Source organism: Streptomyces sp. DS1-CR2 (assembly GCF_055760475.1).
Window position 1 is genome coordinate 5,236,714 of the sequence record NZ_CM147085.1, and the last position, 19,000, is coordinate 5,255,713.

At 67.7% G+C, this 19,000-nt stretch carries 19 protein-coding genes; 14 read left to right on the top strand and 5 right to left on the bottom strand.

The genetic code is table 11. The features are described 5' to 3' along the window. The first annotated feature begins 84 nt into the window (after window positions 1–84). The 5 genes from ACY0PA_RS25185 to tuf all read left to right on the top strand — a co-directional run bounded on the left by ACY0PA_RS25185 (window position 85) and on the right by tuf (window position 9,217). A complete protein-coding gene (locus ACY0PA_RS25185; protein ID WP_473079937.1) occupies window positions 85–3,984 on the top strand; it encodes a DNA-directed RNA polymerase subunit beta' in 3,900 nt (1,299 codons plus the stop codon). Window positions 3,985–4,875: 891 nt separating this feature from the next. Next, complete coding sequence (gene rpsL / locus ACY0PA_RS25190) at window positions 4,876–5,247, top strand: 30S ribosomal protein S12 (protein ID WP_003948652.1); 372 nt, start codon at window positions 4,876–4,878, stop codon at window positions 5,245–5,247. 2 nt (window positions 5,248–5,249) lie between these two features. Further along, window positions 5,250–5,720, top strand: coding sequence for a 30S ribosomal protein S7 (gene rpsG / locus ACY0PA_RS25195; RefSeq protein ID WP_116511074.1), 471 nt, complete (start codon window positions 5,250–5,252; stop codon window positions 5,718–5,720). 39 nt (window positions 5,721–5,759) lie between these two features. Continuing rightward, window positions 5,760–7,886: an elongation factor G gene (fusA, locus tag ACY0PA_RS25200; protein WP_473079938.1), complete on the top strand. Its 2,127-nt coding sequence runs from the start codon at window positions 5,760–5,762 to the stop codon at window positions 7,884–7,886. Between the two features lie 137 nt (window positions 7,887–8,023). Then, window positions 8,024–9,217 (top strand): elongation factor Tu, encoded by a 1,194-nt coding sequence (gene tuf, locus ACY0PA_RS25205; protein WP_116511070.1) that lies wholly within the window; start codon window positions 8,024–8,026, stop codon window positions 9,215–9,217. 133 nt (window positions 9,218–9,350) lie between these two features. Here the strand turns inward: tuf and ACY0PA_RS25210 are convergent, their stop codons facing one another. From ACY0PA_RS25210 to ACY0PA_RS25230, 5 genes are all read right to left on the bottom strand, one after another. Continuing rightward, the gene (locus ACY0PA_RS25210; RefSeq protein ID WP_473086416.1) at window positions 9,351–11,354 is read right to left on the bottom strand and encodes a PIG-L family deacetylase; all 2,004 of its coding nucleotides are present in this window, start codon (window positions 11,352–11,354) and stop codon (window positions 9,351–9,353) included. Between the two features lie 293 nt (window positions 11,355–11,647). Beyond that, the gene (locus ACY0PA_RS25215; RefSeq protein WP_473079939.1) at window positions 11,648–11,983 is read right to left on the bottom strand and encodes a hypothetical protein; all 336 of its coding nucleotides are present in this window, start codon (window positions 11,981–11,983) and stop codon (window positions 11,648–11,650) included. Continuing rightward, the gene (locus ACY0PA_RS25220; protein ID WP_473079940.1) at window positions 11,983–12,114 is read right to left on the bottom strand and encodes a hypothetical protein; all 132 of its coding nucleotides are present in this window, start codon (window positions 12,112–12,114) and stop codon (window positions 11,983–11,985) included. The genes ACY0PA_RS25215 and ACY0PA_RS25220 overlap by 1 nt, the downstream gene beginning before the upstream one ends. Window positions 12,115–12,244: 130 nt before the next feature. After that, window positions 12,245–12,577, bottom strand: coding sequence for a hypothetical protein (locus ACY0PA_RS25225; RefSeq protein ID WP_473079941.1), 333 nt, complete (start codon window positions 12,575–12,577; stop codon window positions 12,245–12,247). Further along, window positions 12,571–13,548 (bottom strand): helix-turn-helix domain-containing protein, encoded by a 978-nt coding sequence (locus ACY0PA_RS25230; protein ID WP_473079942.1) that lies wholly within the window; start codon window positions 13,546–13,548, stop codon window positions 12,571–12,573. Before ACY0PA_RS25230 ends, ACY0PA_RS25225 begins: the two co-directional genes overlap by 7 nt. A gap of 371 nt (window positions 13,549–13,919) precedes the next feature. Here ACY0PA_RS25230 and ACY0PA_RS25235 point away from each other — a divergent pair, with 371 nt between their 5' ends. The 9 genes from ACY0PA_RS25235 (at window position 13,920) to rpsC (ending at window position 19,000) form a co-directional block, all read left to right on the top strand. Further along, window positions 13,920–14,048, top strand: a complete 129-nt coding sequence (locus ACY0PA_RS25235) for a hypothetical protein (RefSeq protein WP_473079943.1) — start codon at window positions 13,920–13,922, stop codon at window positions 14,046–14,048. 505 nt (window positions 14,049–14,553) lie between these two features. Further along, entirely contained in the window at window positions 14,554–14,862 is a 309-nt protein-coding gene (rpsJ, locus tag ACY0PA_RS25240; RefSeq protein WP_003948644.1) for a 30S ribosomal protein S10, read from the top strand. Window positions 14,863–14,876: 14 nt separating this feature from the next. Then, window positions 14,877–15,521: a 50S ribosomal protein L3 gene (gene rplC, locus ACY0PA_RS25245; protein WP_454403429.1), complete on the top strand. Its 645-nt coding sequence runs from the start codon at window positions 14,877–14,879 to the stop codon at window positions 15,519–15,521. Window positions 15,522–15,528: 7 nt separating this feature from the next. Further along, window positions 15,529–16,182 (top strand): 50S ribosomal protein L4, encoded by a 654-nt coding sequence (gene rplD / locus ACY0PA_RS25250; protein WP_116511064.1) that lies wholly within the window; start codon window positions 15,529–15,531, stop codon window positions 16,180–16,182. Further along, window positions 16,182–16,598, top strand: coding sequence for a 50S ribosomal protein L23 (rplW, locus tag ACY0PA_RS25255; RefSeq protein ID WP_116511062.1), 417 nt, complete (start codon window positions 16,182–16,184; stop codon window positions 16,596–16,598). Before rplD ends, rplW begins: the two co-directional genes overlap by 1 nt. A gap of 39 nt (window positions 16,599–16,637) precedes the next feature. Then, complete coding sequence (gene rplB, locus ACY0PA_RS25260; protein ID WP_116511060.1) at window positions 16,638–17,474, top strand: 50S ribosomal protein L2; 837 nt, start codon at window positions 16,638–16,640, stop codon at window positions 17,472–17,474. A gap of 12 nt (window positions 17,475–17,486) precedes the next feature. Beyond that, window positions 17,487–17,768 carry a 30S ribosomal protein S19 gene (gene rpsS, locus ACY0PA_RS25265; protein WP_015035577.1) on the top strand — a complete coding sequence of 94 codons (282 nt, stop codon included), beginning with the start codon at window positions 17,487–17,489 and terminating at the stop codon, window positions 17,766–17,768. Between the two features lie 42 nt (window positions 17,769–17,810). Beyond that, complete coding sequence (gene rplV, locus ACY0PA_RS25270; RefSeq protein WP_026249422.1) at window positions 17,811–18,158, top strand: 50S ribosomal protein L22; 348 nt, start codon at window positions 17,811–17,813, stop codon at window positions 18,156–18,158. Then, window positions 18,158–19,000 (top strand): 30S ribosomal protein S3, encoded by an 843-nt coding sequence (gene rpsC / locus ACY0PA_RS25275; RefSeq protein ID WP_473079944.1) that lies wholly within the window; start codon window positions 18,158–18,160, stop codon window positions 18,998–19,000. The genes rplV and rpsC overlap by 1 nt, the downstream gene beginning before the upstream one ends.

Consider the following 19,000-nt stretch of genomic DNA (forward strand, 5'->3'; position numbering starts at 1 on the left):
ATCCCCGGGACCGTTCAGACCATGATGAAGCGCCTTACTTCGCTAACGCGAGGGGCACAACCCCGAAAGAGGGATTGACGCACAGTGCTCGACGTCAACTTCTTCGACGAGCTGCGGATCGGCCTTGCCACCGCGGACGACATCCGGACCTGGTCTCACGGCGAGGTCAAGAAGCCCGAGACCATCAACTACCGCACCCTCAAGCCCGAAAAGGACGGACTCTTCTGCGAGAAGATCTTCGGTCCGACCCGGGACTGGGAGTGCTACTGCGGTAAGTACAAGCGTGTCCGCTTCAAGGGCATCATCTGCGAGCGCTGCGGCGTCGAGGTCACTCGCGCCAAGGTGCGTCGTGAGCGGATGGGTCACATTGAGCTGGCCGCCCCTGTCACGCACATCTGGTACTTCAAGGGCGTTCCGTCGCGCCTCGGCTACCTGCTTGATCTCGCCCCGAAGGACCTCGAGAAGGTCATCTACTTCGCGGCGTACATGATCACGTTCGTGGACGAGGAGCGCCGCACCCGCGACCTGCCCTCCCTCGAGGCGCACGTCCAGGTGGAGCGTCAGCAGATCGAGAACCGTCGCGACTCCGACCTGGAGGCCCGCGCCAAGAAGCTCGAGACCGACCTGGCCGAGCTCGAGGCCGAGGGTGCCAAGGCCGACGTGCGCCGCAAGGTGCGCGAAGGTGCTGAGCGCGAGATGAAGCAGCTGCGCGACCGTGCGCAGCGCGAGATCGACCGCCTCGACGAGGTGTGGACCCGCTTCAAGAACCTCAAGGTCCAGGACCTCGAAGGTGACGAGCTGCTCTACCGCGAGCTGCGTGACCGCTTCGGCACGTACTTCGACGGCTCCATGGGTGCCGCTGCCCTGCAGAAGCGCCTGGAGTCCTTCGACCTCGAGGAGGAGGCCGAGCGCCTCCGCGAGATCATCCGTACCGGCAAGGGCCAGAAGAAGACCCGTGCGCTCAAGCGCCTCAAGGTCGTCTCCGCGTTCCTGCAGACCAGCAACAGCCCCAAGGGCATGGTGCTCGACTGCGTGCCGGTCATCCCGCCGGACCTGCGTCCGATGGTGCAGCTGGACGGTGGCCGCTTCGCGACCTCCGACCTGAACGACCTGTACCGCCGCGTGATCAACCGCAACAACCGCCTGAAGCGACTCCTTGACCTCGGTGCCCCCGAGATCATCGTGAACAACGAGAAGCGCATGCTTCAGGAGGCCGTCGACGCGCTCTTCGACAACGGCCGTCGTGGTCGCCCGGTCACGGGCCCCGGCAACCGTCCGCTGAAGTCGCTGTCCGACATGCTCAAGGGCAAGCAGGGTCGTTTCCGTCAGAACCTGCTCGGTAAGCGAGTCGACTACTCGGCGCGTTCCGTCATCGTCGTCGGCCCGCAGCTGAAGCTGCACCAGTGTGGTCTCCCGAAGGCCATGGCGCTGGAGCTCTTCAAGCCGTTCGTGATGAAGCGCCTGGTGGACCTGAACCACGCGCAGAACATCAAGAGCGCCAAGCGCATGGTCGAGCGCGGCCGCACGGTTGTGTACGACGTCCTGGAAGAGGTCATCGCCGAGCACCCGGTTCTGCTGAACCGTGCGCCGACGCTGCACCGCCTCGGCATCCAGGCCTTCGAGCCGCAGCTGGTCGAGGGCAAGGCCATCCAGATCCACCCGCTCGTCTGCACCGCGTTCAACGCGGACTTCGACGGTGACCAGATGGCCGTGCACCTGCCGCTCTCCGCGGAGGCGCAGGCCGAGGCCCGCATCCTGATGCTGTCCTCGAACAACATCCTCAAGCCCGCCGACGGCCGTCCGGTGACGATGCCGACCCAGGACATGGTCCTCGGTCTGTTCTTCCTCACCACCGACGGTGAGCTCCGTGACACCAAGGGCGAGGGCCGTGCGTTCGGCTCCGTCGCCGAGGCGATCATGGCGTTCGACGCCGGCGAGCTCGCGCTGCAGTCGCGCGTGGACATCCGCTTCCCGGTGGGCACCATCCCGCCGCGCGGCTGGACCCCGCCGGTTGCCGAGGAGGGTGAGCCGGAGTACCAGACGGGTGACAGCTTCCGTCTGCGTACGACGCTGGGCCGCGCGCTCTTCAACGAGCTGCTGCCCGAGGACTACCCGTTCGTCGACTACTCGGTCGGCAAGAAGCAGCTCTCCGAGATCGTCAACGACCTCGCCGAGCGCTACCCCAAGGTCATCGTGGCGGCGACGCTCGACAACCTGAAGGCGGCCGGCTTCTACTGGGCGACCCGTTCCGGTGTCACCGTGGCCATCTCCGACGTCGTCGTGCCCGAGGCCAAGAAGGCCATCGTCAAGGGCTACGAGGAGCAGGACGAGAAGGTCCAGAAGCAGTACGAGCGCGGTCTCATCACGAAGGAAGAGCGCACTCAGGAACTCATCGCGATCTGGACCAAGGCGACCAACGAGGTTGCCGAGGCGATGAACGCGAACTTCCCGAAGACGAACCCCATCTTCATGATGGTTGACTCGGGTGCCCGAGGAAACATGATGCAGATGCGTCAGATCGCGGGTATGCGTGGTCTGGTGTCGAACGCCAAGAACGAGACGATCCCGCGTCCGATCAAGGCCTCCTTCCGTGAGGGCCTGTCGGTCCTTGAGTACTTCATCTCGACCCACGGTGCTCGTAAGGGTCTCGCTGACACCGCTCTGCGTACCGCCGACTCCGGTTACCTCACCCGTCGTCTGGTCGACGTCTCCCAGGACGTCATCATTCGCGAGGAGGACTGCGGCACCGAGCGCGGTCTCAAGCTCGACATCGCCACGCGCGGCGCCGACGGCGTCCTGCGCAAGGCGGACGACGTCGAGACCAGCGTGTACGCGCGCTGCCTGGCCGAGGACATCGTCGTCGACGGGAAGGTGCTCGCCCCGGCGGGCGTCGACCTCGGTGACGTGCTCATCGACCAGCTGGTCACCGCGGGCGTCGAGCAGGTCAAGACCCGTTCGGTCCTGACCTGTGAGTCGGCCGTCGGCACCTGCGCCATGTGCTACGGCCGCTCGCTGGCCACCGGCAAGCTGGTCGACATCGGTGAGGCGGTCGGCATCATCGCCGCCCAGTCCATCGGTGAGCCCGGTACCCAGCTGACGATGCGTACCTTCCACACCGGTGGTGTGGCCGGTGACGACATCACCCAGGGTCTGCCCCGTGTCGTCGAGCTCTTCGAGGCTCGTACGCCGAAGGGTGTCGCCCCGATCTCGGAGGCCAAGGGCCGCGTCCGTATCGAGGAGACCGAGAAGACCAAGAAGCTCGTCGTCACCCCGGACGACGGCAGCGACGAGACGCCGTTCCCGATCTCGAAGCGTGCCCGTCTCCTGGTCGGCGAGGGCGACGCGGTCGAGGTGGGCCAGAAGCTCACCGTCGGTGCCACCAACCCGCACGACGTGCTGCGGATCCTCGGTCAGCGCGCGGTCCAGGTCCACCTGGTCGGCGAAGTCCAGAAGGTCTACAACTCGCAGGGTGTGTCGATCCACGACAAGCACATCGAGATCATCATCCGGCAGATGCTGCGCCGCGTGACGATCATCGAGTCCGGCGACGCGGAGCTGCTGCCGGGCGAGCTCGTCGAGCGCTCGAAGTTCGAGACCGAGAACCGTCGTGTGGTCACCGAGGGCGGTCACCCCGCCTCCGGCCGTCCGCAGCTGATGGGTATCACCAAGGCCTCGCTGGCGACGGAATCCTGGCTGTCGGCCGCCTCCTTCCAGGAGACGACCCGAGTTCTGACGGATGCGGCGATCAACGCCAAGTCCGACAGCCTCATCGGCCTCAAGGAGAACGTCATCATCGGTAAGCTCATCCCGGCCGGTACGGGTCTGTCCCGCTACCGCAACATCCGGGTCGAGCCGACCGAAGAGGCCAAGGCCGCGATGTACTCGGCCGTCGGCTACGACGACATCGACTACTCGCCGTTCGGCACGGGCTCCGGCCAGGCCGTTCCGCTGGAGGACTACGACTACGGTCCGTACAACCAGTAAGGCGTACGTCTGACGAAGGGCGCCCACTCCGCTTTGGCGGGGTGGGCGCCCTTCGGCGTTTCCAGGAGCGCTCGGCCGTGCTCGGCGGACCGGCTGTTATGGCTTGTTGGATGTCACCGAAGCAGCGCAGCGGCCGGCCCGGGGAGGGTGGCGGCGGGGCCGGGCAGGGCGTCGGGGGTGCTCATGCGTTGCCCGCTTCAGGGTCGGACCCGCCCGAGCCGGGTGCCGGGGGCACTGCGGGGGAGGGCCCGGTGGCTGCCTGGGGCCGCCCGTAAGGGGCCTCGGGCGCCTGCTGGGGGACGTACGGGCTGCCGGGCGTGGGCGGCACGTACGGGTTCCCCGCGCCGCTCCCTCGAGTACAGGCGGCTTCTGCTGCTCGATCAGGCTGCTGACAACCGGCAGCAGCGAGCGGGCGGACTCCGTCTTCTGGAAGTCCTCCGGCGAGTCCCCGGCGATCAGCAAGCCGGTCGCCGACGATGAACAGGACGTGCGACGACGGCTCGTGCTGGTGCAGGGCTCGATGCTGGGCGTGAAGCTCAGTTCGTGGCCGAGCGCGAGAGCCGCTCGAAGCGAGTGGTGCATGAACGTAGATGGGCCAGGATCGGGCCACGAATGGACGGTTCGGGGGTGCGAGAAGTCCGGCGTGTCGCGGTGGACTGCATTTGTTTTGACCGAACCCGATGAGGTAGGTACGCTCAGACCTTGTGCCTGGGGTGTGCCTGGGCTCCTGTGCGTGTCGTCAGCCGCTGCGGGAGTCCGTGACGGGCCGCCGTAATCTGCGCCCTTCCCGCTTGGCGGCGGGAGTTCACAGTATTCGACACACCCGACCGCGTGGGTCGGGAAATGTTCCAGGTTAGCTTTACTACTCGGCACACAGAAACCGGAGAAGTAGTGCCTACGATCCAGCAGCTGGTCCGGAAGGGCCGGCAGGACAAGGTCGAGAAGAACAAGACGCCCGCACTCGAGGGTTCGCCCCAGCGTCGCGGCGTCTGCACGCGTGTGTTCACGACCACCCCGAAGAAGCCGAACTCGGCCCTCCGTAAGGTCGCGCGTGTGCGTCTGACCAGCGGCATCGAGGTCACGGCCTACATCCCGGGTGAGGGACACAACCTGCAGGAGCACTCCATCGTGCTCGTGCGTGGCGGCCGTGTGAAGGACCTGCCTGGTGTTCGTTACAAGATCATCCGCGGTTCGCTCGACACCCAGGGTGTCAAGAACCGCAAGCAGGCCCGCAGCCGCTACGGCGCCAAGAAGGAGAAGTAAGAATGCCTCGTAAGGGCCCCGCCCCGAAGCGCCCGGTCATCATCGACCCGGTCTACGGTTCTCCTCTGGTGACCTCCCTCATCAACAAGGTGCTGCTGAACGGCAAGCGCTCCACCGCCGAGCGCATCGTGTACGGCGCCATGGAGGGTCTGCGTGAGAAGTCGGGCAACGACCCGGTCATCACGCTGAAGCGCGCGCTGGAGAACATCAAGCCGACCCTCGAGGTCAAGTCCCGCCGTGTCGGTGGCGCCACCTACCAGGTGCCGATCGAGGTCAAGCCCGGTCGCGCCAACACGCTCGCGCTGCGCTGGCTCGTGGGTTACTCCCGCGCCCGCCGCGAGAAGACCATGACCGAGCGCCTCATGAACGAGCTGCTCGACGCCTCGAACGGTCTTGGCGCTGCCGTCAAGAAGCGTGAGGACACCCACAAGATGGCCGAGTCCAACAAGGCCTTCGCGCACTACCGCTGGTAGTCGCTACCCACATCGAGACCGAGAGAAGACTGAGCCGATATGGCTACCACTTCACTTGACCTGGCCAAGGTGCGCAACATCGGCATCATGGCTCACATCGACGCGGGCAAGACGACGACCACCGAGCGGATCCTGTTCTACACGGGCGTGTCGTACAAGATCGGTGAGGTCCACGACGGCGCCGCCACCATGGACTGGATGGAGCAGGAGCAGGAGCGTGGCATCACGATCACCTCTGCTGCCACCACCTGTCACTGGCCGCTGAACGATGTCGACCACACCATCAACATCATCGACACCCCGGGCCACGTGGACTTCACCGTCGAGGTGGAGCGTTCGCTCCGCGTCCTCGACGGTGCCGTGACGGTGTTCGACGGCGTTGCCGGTGTTGAGCCCCAGTCCGAGACTGTCTGGCGTCAGGCGGACCGCTACGGCGTGCCGCGCATCTGCTTCGTCAACAAGCTCGACCGTACGGGTGCAGAGTTCCACCGCTGCGTTGACATGATCGTCAACCGCCTCGGTGCGACTCCGCTCGTCATGCAGCTGCCCATCGGCGCCGAGATGGACTTCCAGGGTGTCGTCGACCTCGTCACGATGAAGGCGTTCGTCTGGTCCGCCGAGGCGGCCAAGGGCGAGGCGTACGACATCGTCGACATCCCGGCCACGCACACCGAGGCTGCCGAGGAATGGCGCGGCAAGCTGCTCGAGGCCGTCGCGGAGAACGACGAAGAGATGATGGAGCTGTACCTCGAGGGCACTGAGCCCTCGGTGGACCAGCTGTACGCGGCGATCCGTCGCATCACCATCGCCTCCGGCAAGGGCGGCGACACCACTGTCACCCCCGTGTTCTGCGGCACCGCGTTCAAGAACAAGGGCGTTCAGCCCCTGCTCGACGCCGTCGTGCGCTACCTGCCTTCTCCCCTGGACGTCGAGGCCATCGAGGGCCACGACGTCAAGGACCCGGAGACGGTCGTCAAGCGCAGGCCGTCCGACGAGGAGCCCCTCTCGGCGCTGGCGTTCAAGATCATGAGCGACCCGCACCTCGGCAAGCTCACCTTCGTCCGGGTTTACTCGGGCCGCCTGGAGTCCGGCACCGCCGTGCTGAACTCCGTCAAGGGCAAGAAGGAGCGCATCGGCAAGATCTACCGTATGCACGCGAACAAGCGTGAGGAGATCGAGTCGGTGGGCGCCGGTGACATCGTCGCCGTCATGGGTCTGAAGCAGACCACCACGGGTGAGACGCTCTGTGACGACAAGCAGCCGGTGATCCTGGAGTCCATGGACTTCCCGGCGCCGGTCATCCAGGTCGCCATCGAGCCGAAGTCCAAGGGCGACCAGGAGAAGCTGGGTGTCGCCATCCAGCGCCTCTCGGAGGAGGACCCCTCCTTCCAGGTCCACTCGGACGAGGAGACCGGCCAGACCATCATCGGTGGTATGGGCGAGCTTCACCTCGAGGTGCTCGTCGACCGCATGAAGCGCGAGTTCCGCGTCGAGGCGAACGTCGGCAAGCCGCAGGTCGCTTACCGCGAGACGATCCGTCAGGCCGTCGAGCGTCACGACTACACCCACAAGAAGCAGACCGGTGGTACCGGTCAGTTCGCCAAGGTGCAGATCGCGATCGAGCCGATCGACAGCGGCGACGCCACGTACGAGTTCGTGAACAAGGTCACCGGTGGCCGCATCCCCCGGGAGTACATCCCGTCGGTGGACGCGGGTGCGCAGGAGGCCATGCAGTTCGGCATCCTGGCCGGCTACGAGATGACTGGCGTCCGCGTCATCCTTCTCGACGGTGGCTACCACGAGGTCGACTCCTCCGAACTCGCGTTCAAGATTGCCGGTTCGCAGGCCTTCAAGGAGGCCGCGCGCAAGGCCAAGCCCGTGCTGCTCGAGCCGATGATGGCCGTTGAGGTCACCACGCCCGAGGACTACATGGGTGACGTCATCGGCGACATCAACTCCCGCCGTGGCCAGATCCAGGCCATGGAGGAGCGCAGCGGCGCCCGTGTCGTGAAGGGCCTCGTGCCCCTCTCGGAGATGTTCGGCTACGTCGGCGACCTCCGCAGCAAGACGTCGGGTCGCGCAAGCTACTCGATGCAGTTCGACTCCTACGCCGAGGTTCCGCGGAACGTCGCCGAGGAGATCATCGCGAAGGCCAAGGGCGAGTAACTCACCCGAGTTCACGCTTTAGGCTTGACACCGACCGCTGGGGTTCGTAACCCCGGACCCCGGCGGCGGGTTTCCCAGCAAAGATCACCTGGCGCCGATGAAGCAAGGCGTACAGAACCACTCCACAGGAGGACCCAGTGGCGAAGGCGAAGTTCGAGCGGACTAAGCCGCACGTCAACATCGGCACCATCGGTCACATTGACCACGGTAAGACGACCCTCACGGCCGCCATTACCAAGGTGCTGCACGACGCGTACCCGGACCTGAACGAGGCCTCGGCCTTCGACCAGATCGACAAGGCTCCTGAGGAGCGCCAGCGCGGTATCACGATCTCGATCGCGCACGTCGAGTACCAGACGGAGACGCGTCACTACGCGCACGTCGACTGCCCCGGTCACGCGGACTACATCAAGAACATGATCACGGGTGCCGCGCAGATGGACGGCGCCATCCTCGTGGTCGCCGCCACCGACGGCCCGATGCCGCAGACCAAGGAGCACGTGCTCCTGGCCCGCCAGGTCGGCGTTCCGTACATCGTCGTCGCCCTGAACAAGGCCGACATGGTGGACGACGAGGAGATCCTGGAGCTCGTCGAGCTCGAGGTCCGTGAGCTCCTCTCCGAGTACGAGTTCCCGGGCGACGACCTGCCGGTCGTCAAGGTCTCGGCGCTCAAGGCGCTCGAGGGCGACAAGGAGTGGGGTCAGTCGATCCTGAACCTCATGGCCGCCGTCGACGAGTCGATCCCGCAGCCCGAGCGTGACGTCGACAAGCCGTTCCTCATGCCGATCGAGGACGTCTTCACGATCACCGGTCGCGGTACGGTCGTCACCGGCCGTATCGAGCGTGGTGTCCTCAAGGTCAACGAGACCGTTGACATCGTGGGCATCAAGCAGGAGAAGACCACCACCACGGTCACCGGCATCGAGATGTTCCGCAAGCTGCTCGACGAGGGCCAGGCCGGTGAGAACGTCGGTCTGCTCCTCCGTGGCATCAAGCGCGAGGACGTCGAGCGCGGCCAGGTCATCATCAAGCCCGGTTCGGTCACGCCGCACACCGAGTTCGAGGCCCAGGCCTACATCCTGTCGAAGGACGAGGGTGGCCGTCACACCCCCTTCTTCAACAACTACCGCCCGCAGTTCTACTTCCGCACCACGGACGTGACCGGCGTCGTGACCCTCCCCGAGGGCACCGAGATGGTCATGCCGGGCGACAACACTGAGATGAAGGTCGAACTCATCCAGCCCGTCGCCATGGAAGAGGGCCTGAAGTTCGCCATCCGTGAGGGTGGCCGGACCGTGGGCGCCGGCCAGGTCACCAAGATCGTCAAGTAATTTCCCTGACGGTTTGACCTGGTAGCTCCAGCGAGCACCAGAAGGGGCCCGTACGACTTCGGTCGTACGGGCCCTTTCGCATGCGCGCTTCTTCTCTTTCGGGTTCCTTTTTCGGGTTCCGTTTTTTGGGGGCTCAGATTTTGCGGGCGGTGCCGGTTCCCGTACCGGTGGCGCTGTCCGGGCGCCACAGCCATGGCCGGGCGGTGGGGGAGAGGCCCGCGGCCACGGGGCCGCTCGGGGTGGCGCGCAGGGCGGGGCCGTCGAGGGTGACCAGGTCACGCGTGGCCCGCTGGATCCGGCCGCGGTGCAGGAGCTGGAGCGTGCCGGCGGTGTCCCGGCCCAGGAGGTACGGCCCGTCGGCGGTCACCGGGCCATAGCCCGGGAAGTCGACCGGCGGACCGGCCGTCGCCGTCAGCGCGGACGAGGCGGGCGCCCGGTAGTAGAGCCGGCCGCCCGTGGCGGCGACCGCGTCGGCGGGGACCGGCAGCCCGGCGAGCGGCGCGGGCCCCTCCGGCGTCCAGTGGTGCACCGTGTCGCGGCCCGGCGCGTACACATGGACGCCGCCGTCCTCGCCGACGACCGCGGTCAGGCCGTCCTGCACGGGCCCGCCGCCGAGGGAGAGCCACGGCGACCAGCGCCCGTCGAGCCCACGCACCCGCGTACTGATCCCCTGCTCAGCGTCCCTGACGAAGAGATGGACCTGGCCGTCGCGGGCGGTGACGGCGACGGGGACGCCGATGCGGCGGCCGCGCACGGGGTCGGTCTCCGGGTTGCCGAGACCGGTCCAGGCGCCGAACTCCCCGCCGGGGGCACGCTGTTCGAGAACCACGATCTCACGCAGGTCGGAGCCGCCGCGCCCTTCCAGAGCCGCGAGCCGGAGGCCGAGGAGCAGCTGCCGGCCGTCGCGGAGCGTGGCGGAACCCAGGGCCGGTGCGAGCGGGCCGCCGCCGAGGTCCGTCGGCCGGCCGAAGACTCCTTGTGTGGTCTCGCGCCACCGGACGGCACGCATGCCGAGCACGCCGTAGCCGGACAGCCTGCCGTCCGGTTCCTGGGCCAGGGCGATCCGTGGGCCCGGGTAGCGGTAGTGCGTCGAGCGGACCCAGCCCTTGCGGTTGGTGAGGGGGCGGTCCCCGCCGACGTTGTAGTCGCCGCAGCCGGAGGGGTTGCCGCACTGCCAGTCGGGGGCCGCGCCGTACGGCATCAGGTGCGCGGCCTTGGCGTGCAGCACGGCCTCGGGGAGGTTCGCGGGCCAGTGGTGGTTGTAGTAGCCGCGGAACGCGGTGGCCGCGAACGGGGGCGGCCCGCCCGCCGCGGTCTGCGACCAGCGGATCAGCGCGGCCCAGGTGAAGGCGGCCACGGCCGTGTGGTCGGCGTGGTCGGAGAAACCGGGCTGTTCGCTGTCACGTATCCGCGTACGCAGATCGCTGTCCTGGATGTCGGGGTCCGGGTCGAGCGTGTGCACGAGGGTGGGCCGGTAGCGCTCGAGGAGGGCCACGAGTACGTCGACCAGGCCGTCGTAGTCGTACATCTGTGCCCGGCGCAGCGGCGACCCGGCGACGACGACCGTACGCAGCGGCAGGCCGCGCTCCCGCCACAGCGCCGGGGCTCCCATGTGGCCCGCCGGAGTGTGCATCGCGAGGTCGAGGAAGACCAGTTCGACGCGGCGGCCCCGGTGCTCCAGGGTGTTCACCTCGGCCTGGTGCCCGCCCGGGAGCGTGGTGACCTCGGTGCGCCAGCCGCTGAAGACGGGCAGGCCGAGCTGGGTCGCGTAGGACTGGCGGAGCCCTTGGTGACGGGCGGAGGCGTACGCGGACCTGTCGGCCGGGAGATGCGGGCGGCCGGGGATCTTGTTGACGCCGTCGGCCTCGCCCGCGGTGACGTACACGCAGACCAGGGGGACGCCGGCGGCGACGGCCTGGCTGGTGTCCGGGTTCATGAAGTACAGGTCGTCGTCGGGGTGCGCGAGGACCTGGAGCAGCAGGGCGTGATCGCCCTCGGCGGCGGGGCGGCCGGAGGCGGGGGAGGGGGCGGTGGCGCGGGCCGGGGGCGCGGTTGCGGCCGTGTGGCCCACGACGGCGGCCGCGGTGGCGGCGGCGACGGCGGCGCCCCCGATGAGCACGGCCCGGCGCCCGTGCACACTGGGCGCCGCCGGGAGGCCCTCGCCGGCTATTCGCCCGCTGCGGCCGTCCTCTGCGGTCCGATCACGCTGGTCCTGCCCACGTCCGCGTCGCACGCGTCGCCCTCCGTCCGCCGTACGCAGCGGTCGGAATGTGCGCTGCTTCTCGGTGCTTCAGCCGAGAAGAGGCTTGTCAGTGGGGTCAGGTTCCATGCACGGACATGTTCTGTTCACACGTTTTGGGACTCTTGGGAAGCTCTTGGTTTGCCGCCGCCGCCACGCCGCCGCCACCGGCACGCCACCGGCACGCGCCTTCAGCCGCCGACGGCCCACCGCACGGCGGCGGTGACGCCGAACGCCATGGCGGGCACGATCCACCCCCACCCCACGACCCGCCGCACCGACGGAAGCACCCACAACGCGGCAGCCGACCCGGCGGCCGCGAGGGTGACGACGCACGACAGGACGATCCCCCCGTACGCGTCGTCGTCCCAACTCCCCGACGGCCGGATGGTCAGAGCCGTCCAGCAGAAGTAGGCGGCGATGAGAGTGAGCACGGTCAGGGGCACGGCGAGGACGAGGCGGAGGCAGCCGCGGTCGTCGCGGTCGTCATGGCGCGCGGGACCGGCGGGGCGGGCGGGATCTGTCATCAGCGCAGCGCGTTCCTTGCGTCGTCCAGGTTGTTGTTGAACCCGCGGCCGTAGGCCTGGGCGTCGTCACTCTGCCAGTACGGACCGCCGTTGTAGCGGGCGGCGAGCTCCTGGTACTGGGCCGGGGTCATCTCCTCCGCCGGTACGTCTGCGAACTCGCTCTCCGCCTTCAGCTGGGCCAGGTACTCGGAGGCGATGTCACCGTCCTGCCACGAACGGGGGTGCCTGGCCGGGTTGTTGGCGGAGGCTGACGGCCTGAGCTCAACTCCGCACTGCCTTCATTGCCTCGTTCAAGACCACGCTCAGCTCGCGAAGGGCTTCATGGGCGACGGCCGCGTCTTCGTGTTCCAGATCCCGCGTGGCGCGGGTGTGCCGGGCGGCCAGGTCGGCGCGGCGCGAGATCTCGATGTCCCTGGCCCAGATGAGAACCCAGCTCTGCACCGGGCTGAGGGACTGCCATTCGAAGGCCTTGGCGAAGGCCTCGTCCTTGGTCCGCTGCATCTCCGGCAGGCGGGCGGGGGAGACGACGGCGAGGGCTGCGCGAAGGGCGTCCGGTGTCTGCTCCGGGCGGGGAACCACCTGGTCGGTCAACATGCCGATGGTTCTACTGCCGCATCGCTTCCGGTGCCGTCGGCTGCCATGCGGCAGTCGCGGCAGGGGCCTGGTTCCGGGGCGCGGAAAGCGCGGTCGCAGGTGTCGCAGTTGCGGAGAGGGTGCCGGACGGTGGGTGGTGCGGAGGCCGCCGGGGTGCGGAACGGGGGTGGCGGCGGCAACAGGGCTGACAGGCGGTGGGCGAGGAGAGCGGCGGGTCGTCGTACGCCCTCTGGCGGCAGGTCGTGGGTGAGGGCGTGGCGTACGGCGGCGGGGGCGGCGTCGCGTTCGAGCCAGGCGGCGACCCCGGGGGCCAGATGGGCGGTGTCGTGAGCGGAGAACAGGAGGCGGGGGTCGTGGCGACGGAGGGTGGTGAGCAGTTCGGCGGCCTGCTCCAAGAGCGCGGGGCCTGAGCAGGAGGGGTGCGGGACGGCTGGGAGGGGGCGGTCTTGTTTGCCGGGCGGAGAAGGCGTGACCGCTTCGCGGGGCGGGGACGGCGGGGCCGACGGTTCCGGCTGCTTGCTTGTTTCGACGGGTGATGTGGGAACTGGCTGCCGCCGGGGGCCGGGCGCCGCGTGCGGCTGGTTGCAGGAGACCGTGTGCGTGACGATGCGGCCGTCGGCGGCACGGCGGCGTTCGCGGCGGAGGTAGCCGTGGGCCTCCAGCTCGCGCAGGGCGGCGGCGATACGAGTCGCCCCTTCGGGGAACCGGGCGGTGAGGGTCTTGATGTCCACGCGGGAGCCGGTCGGCAGGGACTGGATGTGGACGGCCAGTGCGATGGCGACGAGCGAGAGCTCGCGGTGCTGGGCGAGATGGTTGCCGATCACCGTGAAGCGGGTGGTGTGGCGGGTGTTGACGTGGGTGATGCCGACGGGGCGGGGCGGTGGAGTCCGGCGCGGGCCTCGGTTCGGGTGGGCTTTACCGGCAACGCGGGACTGGGCGCGCGGGGGCGCGCTAGGGTTCTGGGTACCCATCGGGAAGCTCCTACTTCCTCGGTGGTCAGGCCCTCGATCGGGATTGCGAGTCCCGGCCGGGGGCCGTCGCATGTCTGCGGTTGTTTGCGTGTTTGGGTCTCGCGCTGAGAGTAGGGCAGTCAACGGGCTCTTTGGCCAGTGGAGTTGGCGATGTTCACCGATGTGAGTGAGTGGCCTCGCCGGCGGCCGGGAGCGGGGCGGGTGGGGCTTGGCCCGGTTCCTTTTGCCCGTCCGTTCCTTTGAGGTAGTCGCGTGGGCCACCGGAGCGCGCGTTCACGTGCTCCGGTCGTACGAGATCCTTCGACGTACGAGGCATCACGACCGGGCGGTCCGAGCGGATCCGACGGAAGAATGCGGACACGTGGGCGGCGATGGGCCGCCTCGACGGGTCTCCGACCGTCTTCGGGGCCCGGGGCCACCTGCGATTCCTGGGCGCGCTCATGGCAGTCGCCGGGCTGGTGATGCTGCTCGTGACGTGCGCCCTGTGGCACCTCAACTGATCACCCGAGGCGCTATGACCTGCACGACATGCCCCTCACAGGCCCCCGCGCACGCGCGCTCGTCGCCGCGCGGGCCTGCCGGTTTGACCTTCGTCACTCCGGGGGTACTCTCTACGGCTCGATTGGCCAGGCATGGCCGCACTGTGGCAGACTGTCGGGGTTGCTCGGTTGAGTGCCGATGCTGCACGCCTCCCGCCGGGAGGACCGGAAGCGAGTCCCACAGTACTCGTCGCCCCATCTGCCAGAAGATCGAAAGATCTGCAGGCAGCGCTAGGGCGGACGTACGGGAATCTTCCGGGAAGTGCAGCGAGGTGGCTCAGCCAGGCACCCGGTGGGTTTCTTCCCCCGGCTTCGCGGTTCTTGGGCCGCAGTCCCTCGCAGGGAAATCCGTATGGATATTTCCGTCAGTGAGACTGCGACACGCCCGACCGCGTGGGTCGGAGGAGGGCGGAATAGGACCCCCCAGGTTCCAGAGCGTTACGAGAGACAGGACTACTGAGTAGCCATGGCGGGACAGAAGATCCGCATCCGGCTCAAGGCCTACGACCACGAGGTCATCGACTCCTCGGCGAAGAAGATCGTCGAGACGGTGACCCGCACTGGTGCGTCGGTCGCAGGCCCGGTGCCGCTGCCCACTGAGAAGAACGTGTACTGCGTCATCAAGTCGCCGCACAAGTACAAGGACTCGCGCGAGCACTTCGAGATGCGCACGCACAAGCGCCTGATCGACATCCTCGACCCGACGCCCAAGACCGTTGACTCGCTGATGCGCCTGGACCTTCCGGCCGGCGTTGACATCGAGATCAAGCTCTGAGAGGCGCGGAAGAGATGGCTAAGCAGATCAAGGGCATCCTGGGCGAGAAGCTCGGCATGACCCAGGTCTGGGACGACAGCAACCGTGTCGTCCCGGTCACCGTGGTCAAGGCCGGTCCGAACGTCGTGACCCAGGTCCGTACGAATGACACCGACGGCTACGAGTCGGTCCAGATCGCCTTCGGCGAGATCGACCCGCGCAAGGTGAACAAGCCCCTCAAGGGCCACTTCGCCAAGGCCGACGTAACCCCGCGCCGCCACCTGGTGGAGCTCCGTACCTCCGGCGCCAGCGAGTACACGCTGGGCCAGGAGATCACTGCCGAGGTCTTCGAGGCCGGCGTCAAGGTTGACGTCACCGCGAAGAGCAAGGGCAAGGGCTTCGCCGGTGTCATGAAGCGCCACAACTTCAAGGGTGGCAAGGCGTCCCACGGTGCCCACCGTGTGCACCGCATGCCCGGTTCCATCGGTGGCTGTGCCACCCCCGGCCGTGTCTTCAAGGGCATGCGCATGGCGGGTCGCATGGGCAACGAGCGGGTCACCACCCAGAACCTGACCGTTCACGCCGTTGACGCGGAGAAGGGTCTGCTCCTCATCAAGGGCGCAGTCCCGGGTCCGAACGGTGGCCTCGTCCTGGTCCGTACCGCGGCCAAGGGGGTTTGAGGAACCGATGAGCACCATTGACATCCTTTCGCCGGCAGGCGACAAGGCCGGGACGGTCGAGCTCCCCGCGGAGATCTTCGACGTAGAGAAGATCAGCATCCCGCTTCTCCACCAGGTCGTCGTCGCCCAGCTGGCCGCTGCCCGTCAGGGCACGCACAAGACCAAGCGCCGTGGCGAAGTCCGCGGTGGTGGCAGGAAGCCGTACCGCCAGAAGGGCACCGGCCGCGCGCGCCAGGGTTCGACCCGTGCGCCGCAGTTCGCCGGCGGTGGCGTCGTCCACGGCCCGCAGCCGCGTGACTACTCGCAGCGGACCCCGAAGAAGATGAAGGCCGCGGCCCTGCGCCACGCCCTCACCGACCGGGCCCGCAACGCTCGCATCCACGTCGTCACCGGCGTGGTCGAGGGCGGAGTCTCCACGAAGGCCGCGAAGTCGCTGCTCGGCAAGATCAGTGAGCGCAAGAACCTGCTCCTGGTCATCGACCGTGCCGACGAGGCCGCGCTGCTCTCGGCGCGCAACCTGCCCCAGGTCCACATCCTGGAGCCGGGCCAGCTGAACACGTACGACGTTCTCGTCTCGGACGACGTGGTCTTCACTCAGGCCGCCTTCGAGTCCTTCGTGTCCGGCCCGAAGGCCACTGACACCGAAGGGAGCGAAGCCTGATGGCTACGCGTCACCCGAGCATTGCCCCCAAGGCGGCCAAGGCCGCCAAGGCCGCGCGCGTCGCCAAGGCGAAGCGCCACGAGGCCGAGGGCAAGAACACCGTTGAGACGCCGCTGAGCAAGAGCTTCACGGACCCCCGTGACGTCCTCCTCAAGCCGGTCGTCTCCGAGAAGAGCTACGCGCTCCTCGATGAGGGCAAGTACACCTTCATCGTTGACCCGCGTGCCAACAAGACCCAGATCAAGCAGGCCGTCCAGGCGGTCTTCTCGGTCAAGGTCACCGGAGTCAACACGATCAACCGCCAGGGCAAGCGCAAGCGGACCCGCACGGGCTTCGGCAAGCGTGCCGACAGCAAGCGCGCGATCGTGACCCTCGCTGAGGGCGACCGTATCGACATCTTCGGCCAGGCCTCCTAACGGAGCGCCCTGGTCCGAATATCGGACGAGGACTGAGAAATGGGTATCCGCAAGTACAAGCCGACGACGCCGGGCCGCCGTGGCTCCTCCGTCGCCGACTTCGTCGAGGTCACGCGGTCCACGCCGGAGAAGTCGCTGGTCCGCCCGCTGCACAGCAAGGGCGGCCGTAACAACGCCGGTCGTGTGACCGTTCGCCACCAGGGTGGCGGACACAAGCGCGCCTACCGAGTGATCGACTTCCGTCGTCACGACAAGGACGGCGTGCCGGCGAAGGTCGCGCACATCGAGTACGACCCCAACCGCACCGCGCGCATCGCGCTGCTGCACTACGCCGACGGCGAGAAGCGTTACATCGTCGCTCCGCGTGGCCTGTCGCAGGGTGACCGCGTCGAGAACGGTCCCGGGGCCGACATCAAGCCGGGCAACAACCTGGCGCTCCGCAACATCCCGGTCGGTACCACGATCCACGCGATCGAGCTCCGTCCCGGTGGCGGTGCCAAGTTCGCCCGCTCCGCAGGTGCCTCCGTGCAGCTGCTGGCGAAGGAGGGCCAGATGGCCCACCTGCGCATGCCGTCCGGCGAGATCCGCCTGGTCGACGTCCGCTGCCGCGCCACCATCGGCGAGGTCGGCAACGCCGAGCAGTCGAACATCAACTGGGGCAAGGCCGGCCGCAAGCGCTGGCTCGGCGTTCGTCCGACCGTCCGCGGTGTGGCGATGAACCCGGTTGACCACCCGCACGGTGGTGGTGAGGGCAAGACCTCCGGTGGTCGCCACCCGGTCTCCCCGTGGGGTCAGAAGGAGGGTCGTACTCGTTCGCCGAAGAAGGCTTCGAACAAGTACATCGTCCGCCGCCGCAAGACGAACAAGAAGCGCTAGGAGCGGGTTTAGATGCCGCGCAGTCTCAAGAAGGGACCCTTCGTTGACGGCCACCTCGTAAAGAAGGTGGACGCTCAGAACGAAGCCGGTACCAAGAACGTCATCAAGACCTGGTCCCGTCGCTCGATGATCATCCCGGCCATGCTGGGTCACACGATCGCGGTGCACAACGGCAAGACCCACATCCCGGTGTTCGTCACCGAGTCGATGGTCGGCCACAAGCTCGGCGAGTTCTCGCCGACGCGCACCTTCCGGGGTCACGTCAAGGACGACCGGAAGTCGAAGCGCCGCTAAGGCGGGGTGGAATCGACTATGACGAACACTGAAGGGACAACCATGGAAGCCAGGGCCCAGGCGCGGTACATCCGCGTCACGCCCATGAAGGCCCGCCGAGTGGTGGACCTCATCCGTGGCATGGATGCCACGGAGGCTCAGGCGGTCCTGCGTTTCGCCCCGCAGGCCGCGAGCGTGCCGGTTGGCAAGGTGCTGGACAGCGCCATCGCCAACGCTGCACACAACTACGACCACACCGACGCCAATTCGCTGGTCATCAGCGAGGCGTACGTGGATGAGGGCCCGACCCTGAAGCGGTTCCGTCCGCGTGCTCAGGGCCGTGCCTACCGGATCCGTAAGCGGACCAGCCACATCACCGTGGTCGTCAGCAGCAAGGAAGGAACCCGGTAATGGGCCAGAAGGTAAACCCGCACGGGTTCCGGCTCGGTATCACCACGGACTTCAAGTCCCGTTGGTACGCCGACAAGCTGTACAAGGACTACGTCAAGGAAGACGTAGCCATCCGTCGCATGATGACCTCCGGCATGGAGCGCGCCGGTATCTCGAAGGTTGAGATCGAGCGCACCCGTGACCGCGTGCGTGTGGACATCCACACCGCTCGTCCGGGCATCGTCATCGGCCGCCGTGGCGCCGAGGCCGACCGCATCCGCGGTGACCTCGAGAAGCTCACGGGCAAGCAGGTCCAGCTGAACATCCTCGAGGTCAAGAACCCCGAGACCGACGCTCAGCTGGTTGCCCAGGCCGTTGCCGAGCAGCTGTCCTCCCGCGTCTCCTTCCGTCGCGCCATGCGTAAGAGCATGCAGACGGCGATGAAGGCCGGCGCCAAGGGCATCAAGATCCAGTGTGGTGGCCGTCTCGGCGGCGCCGAGATGTCCCGCTCGGAGTTCTACCGCGAGGGCCGTGTGCCCCTGCACACGCTCCGTGCGAACGTCGACTACGGCTTCTTCGAGGCCAAGACGACCTTCGGCCGTATCGGTGTGAAGGTCTGGATCTACAAGGGCGACGTCAAGAACATCGCTGAGGTCCGCGCCGAGAACGCTGCGGCCCGTGCGGGTAACCGCCCGGCCCGTGGTGGCGGCCAGGACCGCCCGGCCCGCGGCGGTGGCCGTGGTGGCGAGCGTGGCGGCCGCGGCCGCAAGCCGCAGCAGCAGACGGCTCCGGCCGCCGAGGCCCCCAAGGCTGACGCGCCCGCCGCTGCCGCTCCGGCTGAGAGCACCGGAACGGAGGCCTGA

What these genes read in the sequence shown, in the direction of transcription:
- ACY0PA_RS25215 (WP_473079939.1), bottom strand. Translation starts at nt 11,983, where the DNA reads ATGACAGATCCCGCCCGCCCCGCCGGTCCCGCGCGCCATGACGACCGC.
- ACY0PA_RS25220 (WP_473079940.1), bottom strand. Translation starts at nt 12,114, where the DNA reads ATGACCCCGGCCCAGTACCAGGAGCTCGCCGCCCGCTACAACGGCGGT.
- rplB (WP_116511060.1), top strand. Translation starts at nt 16,638, where the DNA reads ATGGGTATCCGCAAGTACAAGCCGACGACGCCGGGCCGCCGTGGCTCC.
- fusA (WP_473079938.1), top strand. Translation starts at nt 5,760, where the DNA reads ATGGCTACCACTTCACTTGACCTGGCCAAGGTGCGCAACATCGGCATC.
- ACY0PA_RS25225 (WP_473079941.1), bottom strand. Translation starts at nt 12,577, where the DNA reads ATGTTGACCGACCAGGTGGTTCCCCGCCCGGAGCAGACACCGGACGCC.
- rplV (WP_026249422.1), top strand. Translation starts at nt 17,811, where the DNA reads ATGGAAGCCAGGGCCCAGGCGCGGTACATCCGCGTCACGCCCATGAAG.
- rplC (WP_454403429.1), top strand. Translation starts at nt 14,877, where the DNA reads ATGGCTAAGCAGATCAAGGGCATCCTGGGCGAGAAGCTCGGCATGACC.
- rpsJ (WP_003948644.1), top strand. Translation starts at nt 14,554, where the DNA reads ATGGCGGGACAGAAGATCCGCATCCGGCTCAAGGCCTACGACCACGAG.
- rpsS (WP_015035577.1), top strand. Translation starts at nt 17,487, where the DNA reads ATGCCGCGCAGTCTCAAGAAGGGACCCTTCGTTGACGGCCACCTCGTA.
- rplD (WP_116511064.1), top strand. Translation starts at nt 15,529, where the DNA reads ATGAGCACCATTGACATCCTTTCGCCGGCAGGCGACAAGGCCGGGACG.
- rpsG (WP_116511074.1), top strand. Translation starts at nt 5,250, where the DNA reads ATGCCTCGTAAGGGCCCCGCCCCGAAGCGCCCGGTCATCATCGACCCG.
- ACY0PA_RS25235 (WP_473079943.1), top strand. Translation starts at nt 13,920, where the DNA reads ATGGGCCGCCTCGACGGGTCTCCGACCGTCTTCGGGGCCCGGGGCCAC.
- rpsC (WP_473079944.1), top strand. Translation starts at nt 18,158, where the DNA reads ATGGGCCAGAAGGTAAACCCGCACGGGTTCCGGCTCGGTATCACCACG.
- ACY0PA_RS25230 (WP_473079942.1), bottom strand. Translation starts at nt 13,548, where the DNA reads ATGGGTACCCAGAACCCTAGCGCGCCCCCGCGCGCCCAGTCCCGCGTT.
- rplW (WP_116511062.1), top strand. Translation starts at nt 16,182, where the DNA reads ATGGCTACGCGTCACCCGAGCATTGCCCCCAAGGCGGCCAAGGCCGCC.